This is a genomic window from Muricoccus radiodurans (genome assembly GCF_050154705.1).
Taxonomy (GTDB): Bacteria; Pseudomonadota; Alphaproteobacteria; order Acetobacterales; family Acetobacteraceae; genus Roseomonas; species Roseomonas radiodurans.
Window position 1 is genome coordinate 2,980,393 of record NZ_CP189561.1, and the last position, 23,312, is coordinate 3,003,704.

The window sequence follows — 23,312 nt, forward strand, 5'->3', positions numbered from 1 at the left end:
GCCGCGACCGGGCCTAGCCTGCCCCGCCCCCGGCCGCCCCGGCCGGGCCGCGACCGGAAAGGACCCCGGACGGCATGACTCGTCGCGTTCGCATCGGCTTCGACATCGGCGGCACCTTCACCGACTTCATCCTGGCCGATGACGAGGCCGGCGAGATCCGGCTGCACAAGGGACTGACCACCCCCGCCGACCCCTCCATCGGGGCGCTGGAGGGGCTGCGGGAGATCACCGCCGCGGCCGGCATCGCCCTGTCCGAGGTGGGCGAGATCCTGCACGGCACCACGCTGGTGACGAACGCGATCATCGAGCGGCGGGGCGCAGCACTCGGCCTGATCACCACGCGGGGCTTCCGCGACCTGCTGGAAATGGGCACGGAGCAGCGCTACGACATCTACGACCTGTTCCTGCAGTACCCGGAGCCGCTGGTGCCGCGCCGCCGCCGGCTGGAGGTGGCGGAGCGGGTGGACCGCGACGGGCGCGTGGTGACGCCGCTGGACGAGGCGGGGGTGCAGGCCGCGGCGCGGTCGCTCCAGGCCGCCGGGGCACAGGCCGTGGCGATCGCCTTCCTGCATTCCTACCGCAATCCCGACCATGAGCGCCGGGCGGCGGAGATCGTGCGGCGCGTCGCGCCGGGCCTCTCCGTCTCCATCTCCTCCGAGGTCGTGGCGGAGCTGTGGGAGTACCAACGAACGGTCACGACTTGCGCCAACGCCTATGTGCAGCCGCTGATGGACCGCTACGTCACGCGGCTGGAGCGGGAATTGTGGGCGCTGGGCTTCCGGGGCGCACTGCGGCTGATGCACTCGGCGGGCGGGCTCGTCTCGCCGGCGGCGGCGCGGGCCTTCCCGATCCGGCTGCTGGAATCCGGGCCGGCCGGTGGCGGGCTGGCGACCGCGCTCTTCGGCGGGCGCGCGGGGCACAAGGACGTCATCTCCTTCGACATGGGCGGCACCACGGCGAAGGCCTGCCTGATCGAGGACGGGCGCGTGGAGATCGCGCCGATGATGGAGGCGGGGCGCGTGCACCGCTTCAAGAAGGGCAGCGGCCTGCCGATCAAGGCGCCGGTCATCGATATGATCGAGATCGGGGCCGGCGGCGGCTCCATCGCGGCGATCGACGAGGTGGGGCTGCTGCGGGTGGGCCCGCACTCCGCCGGCGCCGATCCCGGCCCGGCCTGCTACGGGCGCGGCGGTACGCAGCCGACGGTGACGGACGCGAACCTCACGCTCGGCTGGTACGATCCGGGCTTCTTCCTCGGCGGGCGGATGACGCTGGACGCGGCGGCGGCGGAGCGGGCGGTGGCCACCGTCGGCGCGCCGCTTGGCCTGTCGCCGGTGGAAGCGGCCTGGGGCATCGCCAAGGTGGTGACGGAGAGCATGGCCGCGGCCGCCCGGGTCCATCTGGTGGAGAAGGGCAAGGACCCCCGACGCTACGCCATGGTGGGCTTCGGCGGGGCGGGACCAGCCTATGCGGCGATGGTCGCGAAGGCGCTGGGCGTGGCGGAGGTGATCATCCCGCCGGCCTCCGGCGCGGCCTCGGCGCTCGGGTTCCTCGTGGCGCCGCTGTCCTTCGAGGGGGTGCGGAGCCTTCCCATCATCCTCGCCCCCGGCTTCGACGCGGCGACGGTGAACGGCGTGCTGGACGACCTGGAGGCCGACGGCCTCGCACGGCTGGCCGAGGCCGGCGTGCCGCGGGAGAAGGCGACGACCGAGCGCTTCGCCGACATGCGGCTGGTGGGACAGGTGCACGAGATCGGCGTGCCGCTGCCACCCGGCCCCATTGGCCCGGGCAGCCTGGATGCCGTTCGCGCGGCCTTCGAGGGCGTCTATGCCGCCCGCTACACGGCGCTGCCGCCGGGCGCGACGATCGAGGCGATCTCCTTCCGCGTCCGCGTGGTGGGGCCGGAGCCGACCTTGTCGTTACGGCAGGCGGATGCGGCGGCGCTCGGGTCGAAGAGGAAGGGCACGCGCCGCGCCTGGTTCGGGAATGGCTGGGAAGAGGCGACGGTCTGGGACCGCTACGCCCTGCGCGCCGGGGACCGCGTGCCCGGCCCCGCCATCGTGGAGGAGCGGGAGGCCACGACCATCGTCCCGCCGGGCGACGTGCTGACGGCGGATGACGCGGGCAACCTGCGCATCCACGTCGCGGGCGCCGCCATCCCGGAAGCGGTGGTGACGACGGACATGCCGCTGGATCAGGCGGTGGCGCGAATCGAGTCCGACCCGATCGCGCTGGAGATCATGTGGAGCCGCCTCGTCACCGTGGTGGACGAGATGTGGCTGACGGTCTGCCGCACCGCCTTCTCCCTTATTATTTCTGAGGCGCAGGACTTCGCCTGCGACATCCTCGACCCGCAGGGCGAGACGCTGGCGCACTCGCCCCGCGCCATGCCGGTCTTCAACCTGACGGTGCAGCTGGCGGTGAAGGCGCTGCTGGAGCGCTTCCCGCCGGAGACGCTGCAGGAAGGCGACGTGCTGACCACGAACGATCCCTGGCTCTGCGCCGGGCATCTGTTCGACATCGCGGTCGTCACGCCGGTCTTCCGGGACAAGCGGCTGGTCGGGCTGGTGGCCTGCGTCGGCCATGTCTCCGACATCGGCGGCACGAAGGACAGCCTGCGCGCGCGGGAGCTGTTCGAGGAGGGCATCCAGATCCCGCCCATGAAGATGGCGCGGGCGGGGGTGCTGAACGAGGACCTCTTCGCCCTCATCCGCGAGAATGTCCGCAACCCCGACCAGGTGCTGGGCGACATCCACTCCTTCATCGCGGCGAACGCGCTGGGGGCGGAGCGGCTGGTCGCCTTCATGGCGGAGTACGGGATGCACGACCTGCGGGCGCTCGCCGCGGTGGTGCAGGGCCGGGCGGAGGCGGCGATGCGCGACGCCATCCGCGCCATCCCGGACGGGGTCTATGAGTCCAGCGTCAGCAACAACCCGCTGGGTGAGGTGCTGACCTATCCGCTGAAGATCACCGTGTCCGGGGATTCTCTGGAACTGGACTTCGCCGGCGCGCCGCCGCAGCAGCCGCGGGGTGGGCTGAACTCCACCCTGAACTACACGGCGGCGCACGCCACCTATCCGTTGAAGTGCATGCTCTCCCCCGGCGTGCGGGGGAATGCCGGGTGCTACCGGCCCTTCTCGGTGAAGGCGCCGGAGGGGTCGATCCTGAACCCCGCCAAGCCGGCGGCGGTGAACCTGCGGACCCGCACGGGCTGGTATATCGCGCCGAATATCTTCCGCGCCCTCTCGAAGGCCGCGCCCGACGCGGTGCAGGCGCCGACCGGGCTGCCGGTCTCCGTCTCGATCTACGGGCGGGATTCGGAGGATCGGCTCTATTCCGACCATCTCTTCATGGGCGGCGGGCAGGGCGCCTCATCCCACGGGGACGGCAAGTCGGGGCTGCTCTGGCCGACCTCGGCCGCCAACACCTCGATCGAGCTGCTGGAGCAGCGCGTGCCCGTGCTGGTGGAGGAGAAGTCCTTCCTGACCGACACCGGCGGCGCCGGGCGGCAGCGCGGCGGGATGGGGCAGCGGGTGCGGTTGCGCAAGCTGGTGGGGGATGGGCGGCCCACCCTTGCGGCGCTGTATCCCGAGGGGGTGCGGATCGCGACGCCCGGTCTGTTCGGCGGCGCCCCGGGCGGCAAGGCGCGCGGGACGGTGCGGAGCGCCGCCATGGACGAGGTGAGGCACGACGTCGGCACGGGCGAACTGGTGACGCTGACCGACCCGGACGAGGTGGTGGAGGTCGTGCTCTGCGGCGGCGCCGGCTACGGCGATCCGGCGGAGCGCGCCCTGTCCGACGTGATGGACGACCTGGCGGATGAGCGGATCAGCCCGGAGGCGGCCTCGCGCGACCACGGCGTGACGCTGCGCCCGGACGGCACGCCGGAAGAGGACCCGAGCCGCCGGCGCGGCCCGGGACAGGCAGCGGAATAGAGGGGGGATCGAGCGATGACGCAGCTTCGGATCGGCCGCCGCGCGGCCCTGGCGACCGGCCTGGCCGGCATCGGCATGGGGGAGGCGGCGGCCTTCGAGCGCGACGGCCAGCGGAAGATCCTCGTGGTCGCCGGTGGCCAGCCCGTGCCGGTGCTGGACCCGCATGTGCGCTACGACTGGTCCACGCGGATGATCCAGCAATCCGTCTACGACGCGCTGGTCAAGTACGTGAATGACCCGCCCAACATCGTGCCCTGGCTGGCCGAGCGCTGGGAGGCGGACGCGGATCAGAAGGTCTGGACCTTCCACCTCGTCGGCAATGCCCGCTTCCACAACGGCGACCCGCTGGACGCCGAGGCCGTGCGCTACTCCTTCGAGCGCGGGCTGCGGCTGAACAAGGGCGTGGCCTGGATGCTGAAGGAAGTGCTGCCGCCGGAGGCGATCACGGTGGTGGACCCGCGCACCGTGCGCTTCACCCTGTCCCGCCCCATGCCGAGCTTCCTGACCTTCCTGCCGCTCTGGTTCATCGTGAACCCGAAGCAGGTGCAGGCCAACGTCCAGAACGACGATTACGGGGAGCGCTGGCTGACCACCAACGCCGCGGGCTCCGGGCCCTTCAGGCTGCGCCGCTTCGACCCGCAGGCGGTGATCCACATGGACGCGGTGGCCGATTACTGGAAAGGCTGGCCGATGCCGGAGCGCAGCCGGCTGTCCGGGGTCATCTACCGTGTCGTGCGCGAGCCCGCCGCGCGCCGTGCCCTGCTCCAGCGTGGCGAGGCGGACATCATCACTGAGATACCCGCCGACGACTTCGAGCAGATGAAGGGGATGCGCGGGATGCAGCCGGCGGATCACCGCGGCATGACCACCTTCGCCATCACCATGAACACGACGAAGGGGCCGACAGCCGACCTCAACATCCGCCGCGCCATCGCGCACGCGATGGACTACGACGCGCTGCTGCAGATCCACAACAACGCCGCCTCCCTGATGACCAGTCCCTTCCCGGAGGCGATCCCGGGCTACATCCCCGTACCGGGCATGCCGCGGCGGGACCTGGACAAGGCGCGCGCCTTCCTGGCGCAGAGCCGCTTCCCGAATGGCGGGTTCGAGGTGGAGTATGTCCATGTCCAGGGGCTGGAGGACCCGCGGCGCATCGGGCTGGTGCTGCTGAACTCGCTCCAGGCGCTGAACATCAAGGTGAACATCGTGGCCCAGCCCTGGCCCACCATGGTCGCCCGTGGCGCGAAGCCGGAGACGACGCCCGACTTGGTCTCGGTCTATGTCACGCCGGTTTGCACGGACCCCGACGTCATCGCCAGCAAGTACCATACGCGGGCGCAGGGCCAGTACTGGGGCATGCACCACCTGAACGACGCGGAGGTGGACCGGCTGGTGGATGCCGCTCGCGTGGAGACGGATGAGGCGAAGCGCAACGGCCTGTACGGCGACCTGCAGAAGCGGGTGGTGGAGTTGCAGCCCGAGATCTTCGGGATGCTCGCCAACCGGCGCTGGCTGATGCGGGACTATGTTCGCGGCTTCGCCTATTGCCCCCTGCGCCTGACCGGCGAGGTGGACCTGCACCCGATGTGGGTGGAGGCCGGCTGACGCCTTGCTCCTCTACCTCCTCCGGCGGGTGGCGCTGACGGGGCTGATGCTCTTCGGCCTCGTCTGCATCACTTTCACCGTGTCGAACATCGCGCCCTCCGACCCCGCGGCCCTCGCGGCCGGACCGGACGCGACGCCCGACATGGTGGAGACGATCCGGCGGGAGTACGGGCTCGACAGGCCGCTGCCCGAGCAGTTCCTGCGCTACGTCACGGACCTCGCACAGGGGAACCTCGGGCGGTCGCTGACCACCACGCGGCCGGTGGCGGATGACCTGGCGCGTTACTTCCCGGCGACGCTGGAACTCGTGCTGCTCTCGATCACCTTCGGCATCCTGGTCGGCGTGCCGGCGGGGATGCTCTCGGCCGTGATGCGGGACCGGGCGCCGGACCAGGCGATGCGATTCGTCGCCGTGTCGCTCGTCGCCCTGCCGGCCTTCTGGTTCGGCATCCTGCTGCAACTCGCCTTCGCCGTGTGGCTGGGCTGGCTGCCGACCTCCGGGCGGCTGGACGTGGCGACGCCGCCGCCCGATCCGGTCACGGGCATGTATCTGGTGGACAGCCTTGTCGCCGGGGACCTTGCGGTGTTCGGGGCGGCGCTGCTGCACGCGGTGCTGCCGGCCCTCGTCCTCTCCTTCCCCTGTCTCGCCTCCATCCTGCGGGTGAACCGGGCGGAGATGATCGAGGTGCTCTCGGCCGACTACGTGACCGCCGCGCGGGCTCACGGCGTCTCGCCCTGGCGCGTGGTCTGCGTCCACGCGCTGCGCAACGCCATGCTGCCGACGCTGGCGATCATCGGGCTGCGCTACGGCTGGATGCTCGGGTCGACCGTGCTGGTGGAGACGGTGTTCGACTGGCCGGGGATCGGGCTCTACGCCGTGTCCTCCGCCATCGCGGGGGATTTCAAGCCGGTCATGGGCGTGACGCTGCTGATAGGGCTGAACTTCATGATCGTGAACCTGATCGTGGACCTGCTCTACGGCGTGCTCGACCCGCGGCTGCGGGGGGCGGGCGCGTGAGCGCGGCGGCCGGGGAGACCATCCCCCTCACTGGCTGGGCCGGGTTCCGGGCGCGGCATGCGAGCGGGCTTCGGCAGATGCGGTTCCTGGCCTGGAGCTTCTCGCGCAGCCCCTCCTCCATGCTCGGGCTGGCGATCGTCCTGGCCTTCCTGATCCTGGCGGGTTTCGGGCCATGGATCGCGCCCTATCCCGGCGATGCGGCGGGGGCGATGAACCTCGGCAATCGGTTGCAGCCCCCTTCCCTCGCCCACCCCTTCGGCACCGATGAGATGGGGAACGACCTGCTGTCGCGGATCATCATCGCGACGCGCACCTCGCTCTGGGTGGGGTTGACCATCGTCGTGATCGCGGCGGCGGTCGGCGTGCCGCTGGGCATCGCGGCCGGCTATTTCGGCGGCTGGGTGCGGGCGGTCATCATGCGGGTGACCGACATCTTCCTCTCCGTCCCCGGGCTGGTGCTGGCGCTCGCGATCGTCGCGGCGCTGGGGCCGGGGATCGTCAACGGGATCGTGGCGCTGGCGATCGTCTGGTGGCCCGGCTACGTCCGGCTGGTGGAGGCGAAGGCGCTGGCCCTGCGGCACGAGCCCTTCGTGGAGGCGGCGCGGGCGGTCGGCGCGGGGCATGGGCGCATCCTGGCGCTGCACATCCTGCCGAACTGCACCTCTCCGATCGTCGTGAAGGCGTCCATGGACATGGGGCTGGCCATCCTGGCGGCGGCCAGCCTCGGCTTCGTCGGGCTGGGCGCGAAGCCGCCGGCGCCGGAATGGGGGGCGATGATCTCGGTCGCCCGCACCTACATGCCGAACTGGTGGTGGTACGCGCTCTTCCCCGGCCTCGCGATCTATCTGACCGTGCTCGGCTTCAACCTGTTCGGCGACGGGCTGCGGGACGTGCTGGACCCGAAGAGCGCGCGCGGGTGAGAGAGCCGCCGCTGCTGGAGATCACCGGCTACCGCCTGGCCTTCGATGGCTTCGAGGGCCGGGCGCAGGTGCTGGACGGCATCGACCTGCGCGTCGAGGCCGGGGAGACGGTCGGCATCGTCGGCGAGACGGGCTGCGGCAAGTCGGTGCTGGCGCGCTCCGTCGCGCGGCTGGTGCCGATGCCGCCGGGGCGGGTGCTGGGCGGCCATGTCCGCTTCCAGGGGCAGGACGTGATGGCGATGGACCGGGCCGCGCTCGCGCGGCTGCGCGGGCCAGGCGTCGCCATGATCTTCCAGGACCCGATGAGCTACCTGAACCCGGTCTTCACCATCGGGGCGCAGATGGTGGACGTGATCCGGGCGCATGACCGCGGCGCGGGGCAGAAGATGCGGCCGCGCTCCGCCGCGCGGGCGGCCGCGGCGGAGCTGCTGGGCGCCGTCCGCCTGCCCGAGCCGGGGCGGCTGCTGGACCGCTACCCCCACGAGCTCTCCGGCGGAATGCGGCAGCGCGTGCTGATCGCCATGGCGTTGTCCGGCCAACCGAAGCTTCTTGTGGCGGACGAGCCGACCACGGCGCTGGACGTGACGGTCCAGGCGGAGGTGCTGCGGCTCATCGAGGACTTGGTCACCCACAACCGCCTGACCCTCATGCTCATCAGCCACGACCTCGGGGTGATCGGCGCGCTGTGCCGGCGCGTGGTGGTTATGTACGCCGGCACGGTGGTGGAGGACGGGCCGGCCGAGACCCTGTTCGACCGCCCGCGGCACCCCTACACGCGCGGCCTGCTAGCCGCCGTGCCGGATCTGGAGCGGCCGGCGCATCGGGCGCAGCCCATCCCCGGCCAGATCCCGAACCTGCTCGACCCGCCCTCCGGCTGCCGCTTCCACCCGCGCTGCCCGCTGGCCCTGCCGGTCTGCGCGGCGCAGCGCCCGCCCCTGCGGGACGTGGACGGCCGCCGCGTCGCCTGCCACCGGGCGGAGGAGGTGGCATGACCCCTCCCCTGCTGGAGGTGATCGGGTTGGAGAAGCGCTTCGCCGTGAAGGGCGGGCATGAGGTGCGCGCGGTGGACGGGGTGGACCTGATCCTTCGCCCCGGGGAGGCGCTGGGGCTGGTCGGGGAATCCGGCTGCGGCAAGACGACCGTCGCGCGGCTGGTGATGCGGCTGGAGACGCCGACGGCCGGGGCCATCCGCTATGACGGGCGCGACCTGTCCAGCCTTTCGGAGGCGGCGCTGCGGCCGCTGCGGCGGGAGATCCAGATCGTCTTCCAGAACCCGCAGGCCGCCCTGAATCCGCGCCGCACCGTCTTCCAGTCCGTGGCGGAGCCCCTGGTCGTGCAGCGCGCGGCGGCCGGCGAGGCGCTGCGCGCCCGCGTGACGTCGCTGCTGGCCGCGGTCGGCCTGACGGAGAATTTCCTCTGGCGCTTCCCGCACGAGCTCTCCGGCGGACAGAAGCAGCGCGTCTGCATCGCCCGCGCCCTGGCGCTGGAACCCCGGCTGCTGGTGCTGGACGAGCCGACGAGCGCGCTGGATGTCTCGGTGCAGGCGCAGATCCTCGAGCTGCTGCGGGACCTGCGGGCGCGGCTGGGACTGACCTACCTCTTCATATCCCACAACCTCGCGGTGGTGCGGCAGGTCTGCGACCGGGTCGCGGTGATGCATCGCGGCCGGATCGTGGAGGAGGGTGCGGCGGCGACGGTCCTCGCCGCTCCGACCCACGCCTACACCCGGGCGCTGCTCGCCGCGGTGCTGCCGCCCCGGCCCGGCCGCCTGCCTCCGGCCCCGGTGCGGGAGGCCAGCGCCGGCTGACTCCGGCTGAGCAACGGCCCGGGGCAGGCCGGCGCCAACCGCAACGTGAAGCGAGGGCCGGGCGACCGCCTCCGGAATGTTCCGAAAATTCTTGCCCGGCCACGCGGCCCGGCGCATCGTTTCGCTGCTGCGGCCCCGTGGCTCCTGCCGACCGAAAGCAGGCAGGCACTCGCTTAATCCCGGGGAATGTCCGGGCGGCCTGGGGCCGCAGCTAAACGCCCCTCGATCCCTCGATGACCGGCGTCGCGGCCAGAAGGGCGCGCGTGTAGGGGTGCTGTGGGGCATCGAAGACGTCGTCGCGGGGGCCCTGCTCCACGATCCGGCCGTTCTGCATGACCACCACCCGGTCCGCCACCTCCGCCACCGCGCCCAGGTCGTGGGAGATGAAGAGGCAGGCGAAGCCCCGCTCCGCCTGGAGCCGCCGGATGAGTTCCAGGATGCCCTTCTGCACGGTCATGTCGAGCGCGCTGACCGGCTCGTCCGCCACCACCAGGGCGGGGCGACGGACGATGGCGCGGGCGATGGCCACGCGCTGCCGCTGCCCGCCGGAGAGCTGGTGGGGGTAGCGGGCGTCCAGGCCGGGCAGGCCCACGGCCTCGAAGGTCTCGCGCACCCGCTCCGCGCGCGCGGCCGCGGTCAGGCCGGGCTCGTGGTTCAGCGGCTCCGCCACGATCGCGCCGATCCGCATGCGCGGGTTGAGCGAGGAATAGGGATCCTGGAAGACGATCTGGCAGGCCAGGCGGAAGTCGCGCGGCGTCGCCTCCACCGGCTGGCCGCGGAAGAGGAGATCGCCCGAGCTCCGGCCCACCAGCCGCAGCATGGCGCGGCCGAGTGTCGTCTTGCCCGATCCGCTGCCGCCGACCAGCGCCACCGTCTCCCCGGGCGCGACGGCCAGGTCCACGCCGTCCACCGCCCGCACGGGGGGCATGCGGCGGAACAGGCGCCGGCGGCCCGGGAACTCCACAACGAGGTTCCGCGCCTCCAGCACGGCCGGGCCTGCGACGGCCGCACGGGGCGGGCGCGGGGCGCGGCGCGGCATCGCCGCCACCAGGGCGCGGGTGTAGTCGTGCAGGGGGTCGCGCAGCAGGTCGCGCGCCCCGCCCTCCTCCACCACCTGGCCGCGGCGCATGACCAGGGCGTGGTCGGCGTAGCGCGCGACGAGGCCGAGGTTGTGCGTGATGAGGATCATCGCCGTTCCCTCGTCCCGCACGAGGCCGACCATCAGGTCGAGAATCTCGGCCTGGACGAGGTTGTCGAGCGCCGTCGTCGGCTCATCCGCGATGAGCAGGCGCGGGCGGGGCAGCATCACGGCCGCGAGCATGATCCGCTGCCGCATCCCGCCGGAGAATTCGTGGGGATAGGCGCGCATCGTGTGCTCGGGGTCGCGGATCTGCACGCGCCGCAGCATGGCGAGGCAGCGGTCCCGCAGCGCGGCGCGGGAGAGGCGGCTGTGCAGGGCCAGCGCCTCGCCGAGCTGCTCGCCGATCGTCATGGAGGGGTTCAGGGAGGCCATGGGCTCCTGGAAGACCATGCCCATGGTGCCGCCGCGCAGGTCCCGCAGACGGGATTCCGGGACGCGGGTCAGGTCTTCCCCGTCCAGCCGGATGGCGCCCGCGCTGCGCGCCAGCCCGGGCGGCAGCAGGCCGAGGATCGCGCGGCCCGTCGCGGTCTTGCCGGAGCCGGATTCGCCGACCAGCGCGAGGATCTCCCCCCGCGCAACCCCGAAGGACACGTCGTCCACCGCGCGGAACTCGCCGGCCTGGACGCGCAGCCTCTTGACCGAGAGGAGCGGCGCGGCGGGGTCGGCGCGCCCGTCCTGTTCCGCGCTCAAGCCCCGGCGCTCCGCGGGTCCAGCCGGTCCCGCAGCGCGTCGCCCAGCAGGTTCACGCCGAGCAGCGCGAGGGCGATGCAGAGACCGGGCGCGAGCGAGAGCCACAGCGCGGATTCGAGATAGGGCCGGGCGGCGGCGAGCATGTTCCCCCAGGTCGGCGCCGGCGGCGGCACGCCGAGGCCGAGGAAGCTCAGCGCGCTCTCGCTCAGGATGGCCCAGCCGAACATGCCGGTGGCCAGCACGATCACCGGGGAGATCGTGCCGGGCAGCACGTGCCGCCACATCGTCACCGCCTCCGAATTGCCGATGGCGCGCGACGCCTCGACGAACTCGCGTTCCCGGATGGAGAGCACGGCGCCGCGCACCACGCGGGCAACGGTCGGGGCATAGGCGATGCCGAGGGCGACGATGATCCCCCACTGGCTCGCGCCGATCACCGCCATCAGCCCGAGCGCGAGCAGGATGCCGGGGAAGGCGAGCACGGCGTCGTTCACCAGCATCAGCACCCGGTCCACCCAGCCCCGCGTGAAGCCCGCCAGGAGCCCCACCGCGGTGCCCAGCAGCACCGCCAGCAGCACGGTCAGCAGGGCGACGAGGCAGGAGGTGCCGGCGCCGGTCATGAGGCGGCTCAGCACGTCCCGCCCGGCCTCGTCGGTTCCGAGCCAGTAGGTGGCGGAGGGCGGCTGGAGCCGCGCCCGCAGGTTCACCCCGAGCGGGCGGTAGGGCGTCCAGAAGGCGGAGAGCGCCGCCATGCCGAGGATGGCGCCGACGATGGCGCCCCCGATGATCGCGTTGCCGCGCAGCCGCATCAGGCCTCCGCCGCCACGCGCGGGTCGAAGAAGGGGTAGAGAAGGTCCACGAGGAGGTTCACCAGCACGTAGAGGCCGGCGGTGAAGAGCATGACGCCCTGCACCACCGGGTAGTCGCGGGCGTAGATGCCGTCCACCAGGAGCCGGCCGAGGCCGGGCAGGGTGAAGACCGTCTCGATCACCGCAATGCCGCCGAGCAGGTTGCCCAGCACGATGCCGATCAGCGTCAGCGTCGGCGCGAAGGCGTTGGGCAGGACGTGGCGGCGCAGCACCGCGGCCTCCGACAAGCCCTTGGACCGGGCATGGGCGATGTAGTCCAGCCGCAGCACGTCGATAGCGGCGGAGCGGGCCATGCGGGTCAGCACGCCCGTCTCGATCAGCGCGAGCGTCGCGATGGGCAGGATGACGTAGCCGGCGGCGCCCCAGAAATCCTCGGTGAAGGGCACGTAGCCCACCACCGGCACCCAGCCGAGCTTCAGCCCGAAGAGGAGCAGCATCAGCAGGCCGAGCCAGAAGGAGGGGATGGAGAGGAGCAGCGTCGCGCCCGCCACGATCGCGAGGTCGAGCGGCCGGTCCTGCTTCCAGGCGGCGATGGTGCCCAGCGGCACCGCGATCAGCCCGGCGAGCAGCACCGCGACCAGCACGATGGAGGCCGTGACCTGGAAGCGGTCGAGGATGAGCGGCAGCACCGCCTCCCCGTTCGTGGTGGAGCGGCCGAGATCGCCCGACAGCGCATGGCCGAGCCAGGTCAGGAACTGCGTGGGCAGGGGCTGGTCCAGCCCCATGGCGGCGCGGGCGGCGGCGAGCTGTCCCGCATCCGCGGCATCGCCCAGCATGATCTGCGCGGGGTCGCCGGGCACGAGCCGCAGAAGGGCGAAGACGGCCAGCGCCACGATCAGCAGCGTCGGGATGGCCAGCAACAGGCGCCGCAGCGCATAGCCGAGGGTCACCGCCGCATCAGCCCCGCCAGACGCCCCACATGCGCGTGTGGGTGGAGGGCCAGGGGGCCGCGCCGTGGATGTTCGCGCGCCAGGCGAGGTAGTCCGGCTGGTTGTAGAGCAGGATGGCCGGCGTCTGGTCCATGAAGCGGCGGAACAGGTCGTCGAAGATCGCCTGCCGCTGCGCCTGATCCGTCACCTCCATCGAGCGCGCGATGAGGGCGAGCGCCTCTGGATCGTCCCAGATCTTCCGGGGCTGGCTGTCCTTCGGGCCGGACAGCATCTCGTAGGAGAGGGAGGGATCGAGGCGCGCGGAGTAGATGAAGGACATGGTCTGGTAGTCGCCGCGCGTGTAGCGGTCGAGTTGCGTCGCCCAGTCCATCACCTCCAGCTCGATTCGGATGCCCGCCTCCTCCGCCATGGACTGGGCGGCGACCGCGGCGTCGTAGGTGTTGGGATAGCGGCGGTTGACGATCATGCGGATGGGCTGGCCGCGGTAGCCGGCCTCGGCCAGCAGGCGCCGCGCCGCCGCGATGTCCCGCGCGGGGCGCGCTGCCTGAAGGTCGGAGTGGAAGGCGCTGGCAGAGGGGACGGGCGAGGGGTTCGGCCGCACGTCGTTGCCGATCGTGCCGGTCACGATCGCCTCCGTGTCCAGCGACAGGGCGAGCGCCCGGCGCATCCGCACGTCCCGCATCAGCGGGTCCCGCGTCTGGATGAGGATGCCGGTGAGCCCCATGGAGGGAGAGGCGCGCACCACGACGCCCGGGCGCGTGCGGAGGTCCGCCACCTCCGGCGCCGGCACGTCGGCCATAACGTCGATGGCGCCGGAGAGCAGCGCGGCCTTCGTCGCGGAGGCATCGGGGATGACCATGAAGCGCACCCGCGCCGCATGGGCGGTCTTGCCGCCGGTGAAGCCGTCCCGCGGGCCGGGCAGGGAGGCGTAGTTGTCGAAGCGCTCCAGCTCCACGTACTGGCCGCGCCGCCACTCACCGAGGCGATAGGGGCCGGTGCCCACGGGCGCCCGCCAGGTGCCATCCGCGTTCAGGGAGGAGGGGTGCAGGATCGCCGTCCCCCCGCAGTCCGGCCGCGCGAGGGTGGGGAGGAAGAGGGCCGTCGGCCGCTCCAGGGTGACGGTGATCGTGCGCGCATCCGGCGCCTCGATCGCCGTGATCTTCGCGGCGCCGCGGCCGTCCAGGTCCGGCAGGCAGCGCCACTGCGTCGCCGGGTTCATGTACCAGCGGAGGCTCCACAGCGCCTCGGCCGAGGTGAGCGGCGCGCCGTTGTGGAAGGTCACTCCCTGCCGGAGCGTGAAGGTATAGGTCCGCCCGTCCGGCGAGAGGTCCACACGCTCGGCCAGCAGCGGCGCGACGGAGGTGTCCTCTCGGAAGGCGACCAGCCCCTCCACCATGTGCAGCTGCACGGCATCCGTGTTGGCGTCCCGGTTGCCGCCGGGCTGGGTGCTGCGGATGTCGGAGTTGAGGGAGGCGCGCAGCGTGTAGTCGCCACGCCCCGGAGGCGTTTGTGCGGAAGCGCCTGCCGCGAGGCCGAGCAGCGCCGTGGCGGCGAGCAGCAGGCGGCGCATCAGGCGGCCCTCGCCTGCGCCGGGGCAGGGTTCAGCTCGTAGCGGGTGAAATTCCGGTTGATCGCGGGCAGCGGCGCGATGTCCAGGATGCCCTTGGCCGGCTGCATCAGCAGCATGGCGACCGTGGCGGAGAGGTTGCCGCCCAGCGACATGCGCGGTGGGCGGCAGACCGACCAGGGCGACTGGTAGTCGTCGAAAAGCGCGTCCCGCACGTCCTCAATGGACAGCTTCCCGCCCTTCGCCTCCAGCAGCCCGCGCACGCGCATGTCGCGGTAGAGGCTGTCCGGCGTGTTGGCGATGCCCGTGTCCTTCAGCTTCGCCAGCGCGACGGGGCTCTGCCAGTGGTTGGCGTGGACGATCAGGCCATCGGTCGGGTGGATCTGGAAGCTCTCGTCCGGGGCGCACTCGAAGTCGATGGCGACGCCGCCGGCCTGGCTGATCATGATGTTGTTGCTGCCCGACTTGCGCGTGACATAGGCCGCGCGGAAAGACAGGGCGACGTTCTCCTGCTCGAGGAAGGTGCGGCGCAGCAGGGCCAGCGGCACGCCCAGCTCCCGGTAGTCCCGGTCGCTCTCGAGGTAGTTCGCCGTCACGCCGATCCCCGCGGCGTTCAGCCCGGCGCGGGCGAGGCCGCCCGCCTCCACGAAGGTGAGGATGTCCGGCCCGTCGTCGCGGCGGATGCGGAGCACGACGCCGGTCTCCGCGCACTCGCTCTTCCAGTCCCAGTTCTGGGCGTGCAGCAGGGCGCCGTCGCGCGACCGCTCGGGCATGACGATCACGCCGGTGCAGCCATCCGGGTCCTGGGCGGCCAGCGTGGCGCGCTTGCCGAGTTGCAGGACCTCGGTCCGGCAGTTGATGAGGACGATGTCCTCGAAAGGCTGGCCCGAGCCCTCCGCGATGCCGCGCATCTCCGCCACGTGGTGGGGCGCGAAGGCCTCGATCCGCGGCACGAAGTCCCGCGCCCAGCCCCGCACCTTCTCCGCCCCGTGGCCGCCCTCCGCCAGCTGGGCGGCGTAGTGGCCGATGGAGCGGCGGATGCGCTCCGCCGCCTTCTGGCCGTAGGCGCGGCCCCGGGCCTCCGGGGAGCCGCTCAGCTCGATCAGCGGAAAGGCTTCGACCATGAGCGGGTCCTCCGGAGGATGCGTTTTGGTGCCTTAAAGTGCACCGACCCTATAAACAGGCGCGGACCGGGCGCAAGCGCCTAGTTCACCGTCACGCCCCAGTAGCGGGGCAGCTCCGCCGGCCAGCCCTGGTAGCCCCGGACGTTCCGGCGGGACCCGCCGACGATGGAGGCGTTGTAGAGCGGGATGATCGGCACCTGCTCCAGCATCCGGGCGTGCAGCCGGGCGAAGATGGCGCCGCGCCGGGCCGGATCGGTCTCGGTCATGCTGGCCTGAAGGTCGGCGATGGCCTGCGGGTCGTCCCACAGCTTGCGCGGGGTGTCGTCCTTGTTGCCGATGATCGTGTCGTAGGAGAGAGAGGGGTCCAGCCGCGCCCCATAGGAGAAGGACATGAGCTGGTAGTCGCCGCGGTTGAAGCGGTCGATCATCGTGGCCCAGTCGAGCACGTCGAGCTCGATCTTGACGCCGATCTCCTCCGCCATGGCCTGCACGAGCACGGACTGGTTGAAGATGGACATGTAGCGGCGCGTGGTGGCCATGCGCAGCGTCTGGCCGCGGTAGCCGGCTTCCCGCAGCAGGGCGCGGGCGCGGTTCAGGTCGCGGGTCCAGCCCTGGGTCAGCGGCCCGGTGCGGTAGCTGCTGCCCATGGGGACCATGGACATGTTCGCGCGCGACGTGTCGTTGGACACGCTCTCCACCAGCGGCTCGAAGTCGATCGCCAGGGCCAGCGCCTGCCGGACGCGGACGTCCCGCAGGATCTGGTCCCGCGTCTGGATAAGGATGGCGTTCAGGCCGAGCGTGTCATGGATGTCGATGCCGATATCCGGCCGCGCCCGCAACTCCGGCAGTTCGGAGGTCGCGAGATCAGGCACGTTGTCGAGGTTGCCGGCCAGCAGCCCGGCCTTCGCGGCGGAGCCATCCGGCACGATGAGAAAGCGCAGCCGCGCGACGCCGGCGGTCTTGTTCCCGGTCAGCCCGTCCGGCCGGCCGGGCAGCGCGGCGTAGCGGTCGAAGCGGGTCAGCTCCACGTACTGCTCCCGGCGCCACTCGCCCAGGCGGAAGGGGCCGGTGCCGATCGGGGCGCGCCAGCGGCCGTCCGGGCCGACGGAGTCCGGGTGCAGGATGCCGGCCCCGGCGCAGTCCGGCCGCGCCATGTTCGCGGGGATCAGGGCCGAGGGTCGGTCGAAGGTGAAGACCACGGTGCGCGCATCCGCCGCCTCCACCGACAGCAGCTTCGTCACGCCGCGCCCGTCGAAGTCCGGCAGGCAGCGCCAGCCCGTGGCCGGCTCCATCAGCCGGCGCCAGGTCCAGACCACCTCCTGGGCGGTCAGCGGCGCGCCGTTGTGGAAGGTCACGCCCTCCCGCAGCGTGAAGCGGTAGGTCTTGCCGTCCTCCGACACCGTCATGGATTCGGCCAGCAGCGGGCCGACGGCCATGTTCTCGCGGAAGGCGACCAGCCCTTCCACGATGTGCAGCATGACCACGTCCGTGTTGTTGTCACGGTTGGTGCCGGGATCGGTGGAGCGGATGTCGGAGTTCAGCCGCGCCCGCAGCAGCCCGCCCTCCTGCGCGGCCGCCGGAAGCGCCCCCGCCCCGAAGGCCATCGCCGCCCCGAGCGCCAGCCCGGCCAGGGTTCGCCGCATCATCCATCTCCAGACTTCGTGACGCCGCAAGCTTCGGTCGTCATCGCGGCTGAAGCAACGGCCGTGCCTTGGACGCGCCGCGCACCGGGCCTACCCTGGCCGCCCATGCTGAATGCCCCCGCGCTGAACCACCCCGTGGACCTCTCCCTGTGGGAGGCGACGGCCGAGCCGCCACCCCCCTGCCCGCCCCTGTCCGGCCCCGCGGAGACCGAGGTGGCGATCGTCGGCGCCGGCTTCCTCGGCGCCGCGACCGCGCTCTCCCTCGCCGAGCAGGGGGTGGCGGTGACGCTGCTGGAGGCCGCGCCCGGCCCGGGCGGCGGCGCCTCCGGCCGCTCCGGCGGGCAGGTCATCCCGGGGCTGCGCCACGACCCGCGCCTGCTGGTGGAGCGCTACGGCCCGCAGGTCGCCGCCCGGCTGGACACGGTGGCGGCGGAGGGCGGCAAGACCACCTTCGGCCTCATCGCGCGCCACGGCATCGCCTGCGATGCCAGCAACAGCGGTTACATCCAGGCGATCGACACCGAGGCCGGGCTGGCCGAGGGCCGCGACCGCCACGCCGACTGGACCGCACGCGGCGAGCATTCCCGCTTCCTGTCGCGGGACGAGACTGTCGCGGCGCTCGGCAGCGACGCCTATCTCGGCGGCTGGACGATCCCCACGGGTGGGCACCTGCACCCGCTCTCCTACGTGCGCGGCCTCTGCCGCGCGGCGATCGCGGCCGGGGCAAAGGTCCATGGCGGCAGCCCCGTGCAGTCCGTGGCGCGGGATGGCGCGGGCTGGGTGCTGAAGACGCCCACCGGAACCCTGCGCGCCCGCCGCCTGCTGCTGGCGACCAACGCGCGGGACGGCGGGATCTGGCCGGGCCTCACCCGCAGCGCCCTGCTCGTCTGGAGCTTCCAGGTCGCGACGCCGCCGCTGTCCGAGGAGCGGCGCGCGCGCCTGCTGCCCGGCAATCCGGCCGTGTCGGACACGCGTCGCGTGCTGCGCTACTTCCGGCGGGACGCGGCGGGGCGGATGATCGTCGGCGGCAAGGGCACGCTCTCCGCCCCCGCGCGCCTGGCGCAGTTCGCCACCGTCCGCCGGATGCTTGCCCGCCTCTATCCCGAGCTCGCGGCGGAGCCGCTGGACTTCGCCTGGGGCGGGCAGGTCGCCGTCTCCATCGGTCGCTGGCCGCAGCTGATGCGGCTGGGGCCGGATGCCTGGGCCGCCATGGCGGACAATGGCAAGGGCGTCGCCTTCACCACGGCCCTCGCCCCGCATCTCGCGGCGATGCTCGCGAGCGGCGAGGAGGCGGCCTCGCCCCTGCCGGTGGGCGGGGTGAAGCCGATCCCGGTCCACGCGGCGCGCCGGGTCTATGTCGGGCTGGGCAGCCTCTGGCTCCGCTTCCGCGACGCGGCGGAGCGGCGCGCGGCCTGACGGGGTTATTGGTTCTGATCGGTTTGCCCGGGTGACTCCGGGGAGAGAGAAGGAATTCTCTCTCCCCATGAGTGGGAGTCCGGGGAGAGAATTTCTTCTCTCCCCGGGGCTACCCGCGATCCAGCAGATCCCGAACCCGTGTCGCCAGCTGCTCGAAGGTGAAGGGCTTGGTGATGAGCTGCACGCCCGGGTCCAGCCGCCCGTGGTGGACGATCGCGTTGCGCGAGTAGCCGGTGGTGAAGAGCACCTTCAGCCCGGGCCGCAGCGCGGCCGCGGCGTCGGCCAGCATCCGCCCGCTCCGGCCAGGCAGCACCACGTCGGTGAAGAGCAGGTCCACCCGCTGGTCGGTGGCGAGCAGGGCCAGCGCGCTGTCGGCTTCCGCCACCTCCAGCACGCGGTAGCCGAGCTCCGTCAGGATCATGACGCTGTAGGCGCGGACGTCGTCATTGTCCTCGACCACCAGGACCACTTCCTCCTGGCTGCCGAGGGGCACGTCGGATTCCTCGGCCGCGCTGGCGGCCTGGGCACCGCCCATGAAGCGGGGGAAGTAGAGCCGCACCGTCGTGCCCTGCCCCTCCTCGCTGTAGATGGTGACGTGGCCGCCGGACTGCTTCACGAAGCCATAGACCATGGACAGGCCGAGCCCGGTGCCGCGCCCCACCTCCTTCGTCGTGAAGAAGGGCTCGAAGACGCGGGTCAGCGTCTCCTTCGGCATGCCGGCGCCTGAGTCGCTGACGGCGATCACCACGTACTGGCCGGGGATCACCTCCGCGTCGGTGGCGGCGTAGCTCTCGTCCAGCGCGGTGTTCGCCGTCTCGATCGTCAGCTTGCCGCCGTCCGGCATCGCGTCCCGCGCGTTGACGGCCAGGTTGATGATCGCGCTCTCCAGCTGGTTCTGGTCCGCCTCGATGGTCCAGAGCCGCGGCGCGAGCACCCCTTCCAGCTCGATGTGCTCGCCCAGCGTGCGGTGCAGCAGCTCCGTCATGTCCCGCACCAGCAGGTTGAGGTCGAGCGGCTTCGGCTCCAGCGGCTGCCGGCGGGAGAAGGCCAGGAGCCGCCCCGTGAGGCTCGCCGCCCGCTGCGCGCCCTGCAGCGCCATGTCGGCGGAGCGCCGGATCCGGGCCTCGTCGCCGGGCCGGCTGCGGCGGATCGTGTCGAGGCCGCCGATGATCACGGTCAGCAGGTTGTTGAAGTCGTGCGCGACGCCGCCGGTGAGCTGGCCGACCGCCTCCATCTTCTGCGCCTGGCGCAGCGCGTCCTCGGCCTTCACGCGCTCGGCCACCTCGCGCGCCACACGCTCCTCGAGGCCCGCGTTCAGGGCCTGCAGCTCCGACTCCGCGCGGCGGCGCTGCTCGATCTCGGTCTGGGTGGCCTGGAAGAGGCGCGCATTGTCCATCGCGACCGAGGCCTGGCTCGCGAGCCCCACCACCCGCTCCTCCGACAGGGAGGTGAAGACCCCGGGCGTGGAGTGGCCGAAGAACAGCCCGCCCAGGACCTCGCCGCTGCGGGACCGCACGGGGACGGCGAGGTAGCTCCGCACGGGCAGGTGTCCCTTCGGCATCCCGTGATAGGGCGCCGAATGCCCGTAGCGCGCGTCCTTCGTGATGTCGTCGGAGCGCACCACGGCGGTGCCGAGGAAGGTCGGCTCGAACACCGCCGTCGCGCGCGGCATCGGGAAGTTGGAGAAGTGTTCCCGCGGCACGCCGGAGAGGGAGTAGAGGGTGTAGCGCTCCCCCGCCGCGTCCACGACGTTGTAGAAGAAGGCGCCGAACTGGGCGCCCGTCACCTCCACGCCGGCATCGGTGACCGTCTGCACCAGGCGTTCCAGGTCGAGGTCCCCGGCCACCGCCGCGGCCGCGCGGTTCAGGATCTGGAGGGTACGGGTCTGCTCCTCCAGCGCGAGGCCCTTCTCGCGCAGCTCGCGCTCGACGGACTTCTCGCCGGTGACGTCGATCAGCGCGCCGGTCAGGCGCAGTTCGCCGCCCGGCATGCCCGACACGCTCCCGCGGGCGACGACGATCCGCTCCCCGCCAAGGCCGCGCAGCCGGTACTCGGCCTCATAGGGCTCGCCCGTGGCGATGGTCCGGCGGATCGCGTCCTGCACCCGCGCGCGGTCGTCCGGGTGGATCGCGTCCGTGAAGGTCGCGAGCGGCAGGCCCGCCGTGGAGGCGTCCCGGGGGTCGACGCCGAAGGCCTCGGCCAGTGGTCCCAGCACTGCCACGCGGTCGCCAGCCACCTCCCACTCGAAGACCGCGACGCGGCCGGTCGAGAGGGCGAGGGAGAGCCGGTCCTGGGTGATGAGGTAACGCTGCTCGCTCCGAAAGATGGCGCGGTTCGCCTCACGGCGGAGCTCGGCCATCTGGATGTTGGCCGTCACCCGCGCGAGCAGCTCCCGCGCGGCGAAGGGCTTGATGAGATAGTCGTCTGCGCCGGCCTCCAGCCCCTCGACCTTCGCCTCCTCCCCGGCGCGAGCCGACAGCATGATGACGGGCAGGCCGGCCGTCGCCTGGTCCGCGCGCAGGGCGCGCAGCAGGCCGAAGCCGTCCAGGCGCGGCATCATCACGTCGGTCAACACGAGGTCGGGCGGCGTCGCACGGGCGGCCTCCAGCGCCGCCGCGCCGTCGGGCACCGCCTCCACCGCGTAGCCCTGCGCGGTCAGCAGGCGGACGACGTAGCCCCGCATGTCGGTGTTGTCGTCGGCCAGCAGCACGCGCTTGCCGAGCCCCGGCAGCGCCCCGCCCTCGGCCGCGACCGCGCCGAGGCCCGCGGTGGAGAGCCCGCCTGCCTCCTCCATCGCGGGTGCCACGTCCGGAAGCCAGCGCAGCGCCTCCTCCACGAAGGCGTGCGCGCGCGTCGCGGCGACGGCGGCGGTGGAGGCTTCCCGCACCTGATCGGCGGGCAGGTGGGCGCGGCCGAAGGGAAGGGTGACGGTGAAGGTGGTGCCGACGCCGGGCGTGCTCTCCGCCGCGATCGTGCCGCCGTGCAGCCGCACCAGCTCGTGCACCAGGGCGAGGCCGATGCCGCTGCCCTCGAAGCTGCGGCCCTGGGCGCCCTCGACCCGGTGGAAGCGCTCGAAGAGCTTCGGCAGCTCCTCCGCCGGGATGCCGATGCCGGTGTCGGACACCCGCACCACCGCGGCGCGGCCATCGGCGGAGGGCGCCACCGCCACCGCGATCCGCCCCGCGAAGGTGAACTTGAAGGCGTTGGAGAGGAGGTTGAGGAGGATCTTCTCCCACATCTCCCGGTCCACATGGACGGGATGCGGCAGCGGCGCGCGGCGGATCTCCAGCGCCATGCCGGCCCGCTCGATCGCGGAGCGGAAGCTCGACGCGATCTCCGCGCTGAAGGCGCCGAGGTCGGTCGGCTCGAAGCTCGCCCGCGCGCGGCCGGACTCGATGCGGGAGAAGTCGAGCAGGCTGTTCACCAGCCGTAGCAGCCGGGTGCCGTTGCGATGCGCCAGCTCCACCTGGGCGCGGGTCGCGTTCGGCGGGACGGCGCCCGAGAGCACCTCCTCCAGCGGGCCGAGCATGAGGGTCAGCGGCGTGCGGAACTCGTGGCTGACGTTGGAGAAGAAGAGGGTCTTCGCCCGGTCCAGCTCCGCCAGTGCCTCGGCGCGGCGCCGCTCCTCCTCGTAGGCGTCGGCGTTGGACAGGGCCGCGGCGATCTGCCCCGCCACGAGGCCGAGGAAGCCGCGATAGGGGCTGTCGAACAGCCGATAGGGGTTGAGGCCGACGACGAGCGCCCCGGCCCGCCCGGTCTCCCCCTTGGACGGCAGCGCCAGCACGGCCGCGCGGGCCGGCGCCCGCTCCCAGGGCCCCTTGGGCAGGTCGCCGCCGAAGCGGTCGGCGAGGTCCTCCAGCAGGCGGGTCTCGTGGTCGCGCATCACCGCGTGGACCGGCCAGGGCCGGTCGGTGCCGCGCGGCAGCTCCGCCGGGGCGGCGGGGTGGCCCTTGGGCAGGCCGGCGGCGGCGGCGAGCGTCGCCGGCGCCCCTTCCGCCCCGTCGATGTAGAGGAGCGCGAAGACGAGGTCGTGCGGATCGGTCGCCAGCGCCGCGGCGCCGCGCTCGCAGGCATCGGTCCGGGACCGCGCGTCGGCGGTGTTCGCCGCGAGGTCCCGCAGGAGGGCGAGCTGCCGCTCCCCGATCACGCGCTGCGTGTCGTCGGCGTTGGCGCAGATGATGCCGCCGGGATTGCCGTCGTCGTCGGGGATCGGGCTGTAGGAGAAGGTGTAGTAGGTTTCCTCCGGATAGCCGTTGCGCTCCATGATCAGGAGCTGTTCCTCGACGTAGGTGCCCTCGATCCCGCCCATGGCGGTGGCGAGCATCGGGCCGATGTCGGTCCAGATCTCGCGCCAGACCTCGGAGGTCGGCTTGCCCAGGGCCCAGGGGTGCTTGCCGCCGATGATGGACTGGTAGGCGTCGTTGTAGAGGTAGATCAGCTGCGGCCCCCAGCCGATCCAGATCGGCTGGCGGGAGGTGAGCATGATCCGCACGGCGGTCCGCAGGCTCTGCGGCCAGGCTTCCGGCACGCCGAGCGGCGTCGCCGCCCAGTCATGCGCGCGGATGAGCGCCCCCATCTCGCCGCCGCCGGCCAGGAAGCCCGGGGCCGGGCGTTCGGGGGGCTCGGCGTGGCTCATGGCTTCGGGGGCAGATCTCGCAGGGGACGGCCGAAGGGATCGGCCAGG

At 72.4% G+C, this 23,312-nt stretch carries 14 protein-coding genes; 7 read left to right on the top strand and 7 right to left on the bottom strand.

Features of this window, described 5'->3' with window-relative positions; translation table 11 throughout:
- The first annotated feature begins 74 nt into the window (after positions 1-74).
- From ACP6CK_RS14435 to ACP6CK_RS14460, 6 genes are read left to right on the top strand one after another with little or no spacing between them, the layout of a single operon-like run.
- Complete coding sequence (locus ACP6CK_RS14435; RefSeq protein WP_426959758.1) at positions 75-3,935, top strand: hydantoinase B/oxoprolinase family protein; 3,861 nt, start codon at positions 75-77, stop codon at positions 3,933-3,935.
- 15 nt (positions 3,936-3,950) lie between these two features.
- A complete protein-coding gene (locus ACP6CK_RS14440; protein ID WP_426959759.1) occupies positions 3,951-5,543 on the top strand; it encodes an ABC transporter substrate-binding protein in 1,593 nt (530 codons plus the stop codon).
- A gap of 4 nt (positions 5,544-5,547) precedes the next feature.
- Positions 5,548-6,561 carry an ABC transporter permease gene (locus ACP6CK_RS14445; RefSeq protein WP_426959760.1) on the top strand — a complete coding sequence of 338 codons (1,014 nt, stop codon included), beginning with the start codon at positions 5,548-5,550 and terminating at the stop codon, positions 6,559-6,561.
- A complete protein-coding gene (locus ACP6CK_RS14450) occupies positions 6,558-7,481 on the top strand; it encodes an ABC transporter permease (RefSeq protein ID WP_426959761.1) in 924 nt (307 codons plus the stop codon). Before ACP6CK_RS14445 ends, ACP6CK_RS14450 begins: the two co-directional genes overlap by 4 nt.
- The gene (locus tag ACP6CK_RS14455; RefSeq protein WP_426959762.1) at positions 7,478-8,473 is read left to right on the top strand and encodes an ABC transporter ATP-binding protein; all 996 of its coding nucleotides are present in this window, start codon (positions 7,478-7,480) and stop codon (positions 8,471-8,473) included. Before ACP6CK_RS14450 ends, ACP6CK_RS14455 begins: the two co-directional genes overlap by 4 nt.
- On the top strand, positions 8,470-9,288 hold the full coding sequence (locus tag ACP6CK_RS14460) for an ATP-binding cassette domain-containing protein (RefSeq protein ID WP_426959763.1): 819 nt from the start codon (positions 8,470-8,472) through the stop codon (positions 9,286-9,288). The genes ACP6CK_RS14455 and ACP6CK_RS14460 overlap by 4 nt, the downstream gene beginning before the upstream one ends.
- Positions 9,289-9,499: 211 nt before the next feature.
- Here the strand turns inward: ACP6CK_RS14460 and ACP6CK_RS14465 are convergent, their stop codons facing one another.
- The 6 genes from ACP6CK_RS14465 to ACP6CK_RS14490 all read right to left on the bottom strand — a co-directional run bounded on the left by ACP6CK_RS14465 (position 9,500) and on the right by ACP6CK_RS14490 (position 17,215).
- Positions 9,500-11,119, bottom strand: a complete 1,620-nt coding sequence (locus ACP6CK_RS14465; RefSeq protein WP_426959764.1) for an ABC transporter ATP-binding protein — start codon at positions 11,117-11,119, stop codon at positions 9,500-9,502.
- Positions 11,116-11,928: an ABC transporter permease gene (locus ACP6CK_RS14470; protein ID WP_426959765.1), complete on the bottom strand. Its 813-nt coding sequence runs from the start codon at positions 11,926-11,928 to the stop codon at positions 11,116-11,118. Before ACP6CK_RS14470 ends, ACP6CK_RS14465 begins: the two co-directional genes overlap by 4 nt.
- Entirely contained in the window at positions 11,928-12,878 is a 951-nt protein-coding gene (locus ACP6CK_RS14475) for an ABC transporter permease (protein WP_426959766.1), read from the bottom strand. The genes ACP6CK_RS14470 and ACP6CK_RS14475 overlap by 1 nt, the downstream gene beginning before the upstream one ends.
- A gap of 7 nt (positions 12,879-12,885) precedes the next feature.
- On the bottom strand, positions 12,886-14,448 hold the full coding sequence (locus ACP6CK_RS14480) for an ABC transporter substrate-binding protein (RefSeq protein WP_426959767.1): 1,563 nt from the start codon (positions 14,446-14,448) through the stop codon (positions 12,886-12,888).
- On the bottom strand, positions 14,448-15,569 hold the full coding sequence (locus ACP6CK_RS14485; RefSeq protein ID WP_426959768.1) for a C45 family autoproteolytic acyltransferase/hydolase: 1,122 nt from the start codon (positions 15,567-15,569) through the stop codon (positions 14,448-14,450). The genes ACP6CK_RS14480 and ACP6CK_RS14485 overlap by 1 nt, the downstream gene beginning before the upstream one ends.
- A gap of 80 nt (positions 15,570-15,649) precedes the next feature.
- Complete coding sequence (locus tag ACP6CK_RS14490; protein WP_426959769.1) at positions 15,650-17,215, bottom strand: ABC transporter substrate-binding protein; 1,566 nt, start codon at positions 17,213-17,215, stop codon at positions 15,650-15,652.
- A 102-nt stretch (positions 17,216-17,317) separates the two neighbouring features.
- Here ACP6CK_RS14490 and ACP6CK_RS14495 point away from each other — a divergent pair, with 102 nt between their 5' ends.
- A complete protein-coding gene (locus ACP6CK_RS14495; protein WP_426959770.1) occupies positions 17,318-18,628 on the top strand; it encodes an NAD(P)/FAD-dependent oxidoreductase in 1,311 nt (436 codons plus the stop codon).
- Between the two features lie 109 nt (positions 18,629-18,737).
- Here ACP6CK_RS14495 and ACP6CK_RS14500 read toward each other — a convergent pair whose 3' ends face one another.
- Positions 18,738-23,264 carry an ATP-binding protein gene (locus tag ACP6CK_RS14500; protein WP_426959771.1) on the bottom strand — a complete coding sequence of 1,509 codons (4,527 nt, stop codon included), beginning with the start codon at positions 23,262-23,264 and terminating at the stop codon, positions 18,738-18,740.
- Between the last annotated feature and the right edge of the window lie 48 nt (positions 23,265-23,312).

Bases quoted from the DNA above. Each gene is read 5' to 3' on its own strand.
- ACP6CK_RS14435 (WP_426959758.1), top strand. From the start codon at position 75: ATGACTCGTCGCGTTCGCATCGGCTTCGACATCGGCGGCACCTTCACC.
- ACP6CK_RS14440 (WP_426959759.1), top strand. From the start codon at position 3,951: ATGACGCAGCTTCGGATCGGCCGCCGCGCGGCCCTGGCGACCGGCCTG.
- ACP6CK_RS14460 (WP_426959763.1), top strand. From the start codon at position 8,470: ATGACCCCTCCCCTGCTGGAGGTGATCGGGTTGGAGAAGCGCTTCGCC.
- ACP6CK_RS14470 (WP_426959765.1), bottom strand. From the start codon at position 11,928: ATGCGGCTGCGCGGCAACGCGATCATCGGGGGCGCCATCGTCGGCGCC.
- ACP6CK_RS14480 (WP_426959767.1), bottom strand. From the start codon at position 14,448: ATGCGCCGCCTGCTGCTCGCCGCCACGGCGCTGCTCGGCCTCGCGGCA.
- ACP6CK_RS14485 (WP_426959768.1), bottom strand. From the start codon at position 15,569: ATGGTCGAAGCCTTTCCGCTGATCGAGCTGAGCGGCTCCCCGGAGGCC.
- ACP6CK_RS14490 (WP_426959769.1), bottom strand. From the start codon at position 17,215: ATGATGCGGCGAACCCTGGCCGGGCTGGCGCTCGGGGCGGCGATGGCC.
- ACP6CK_RS14495 (WP_426959770.1), top strand. From the start codon at position 17,318: ATGCTGAATGCCCCCGCGCTGAACCACCCCGTGGACCTCTCCCTGTGG.
- ACP6CK_RS14500 (WP_426959771.1), bottom strand. From the start codon at position 23,264: ATGAGCCACGCCGAGCCCCCCGAACGCCCGGCCCCGGGCTTCCTGGCC.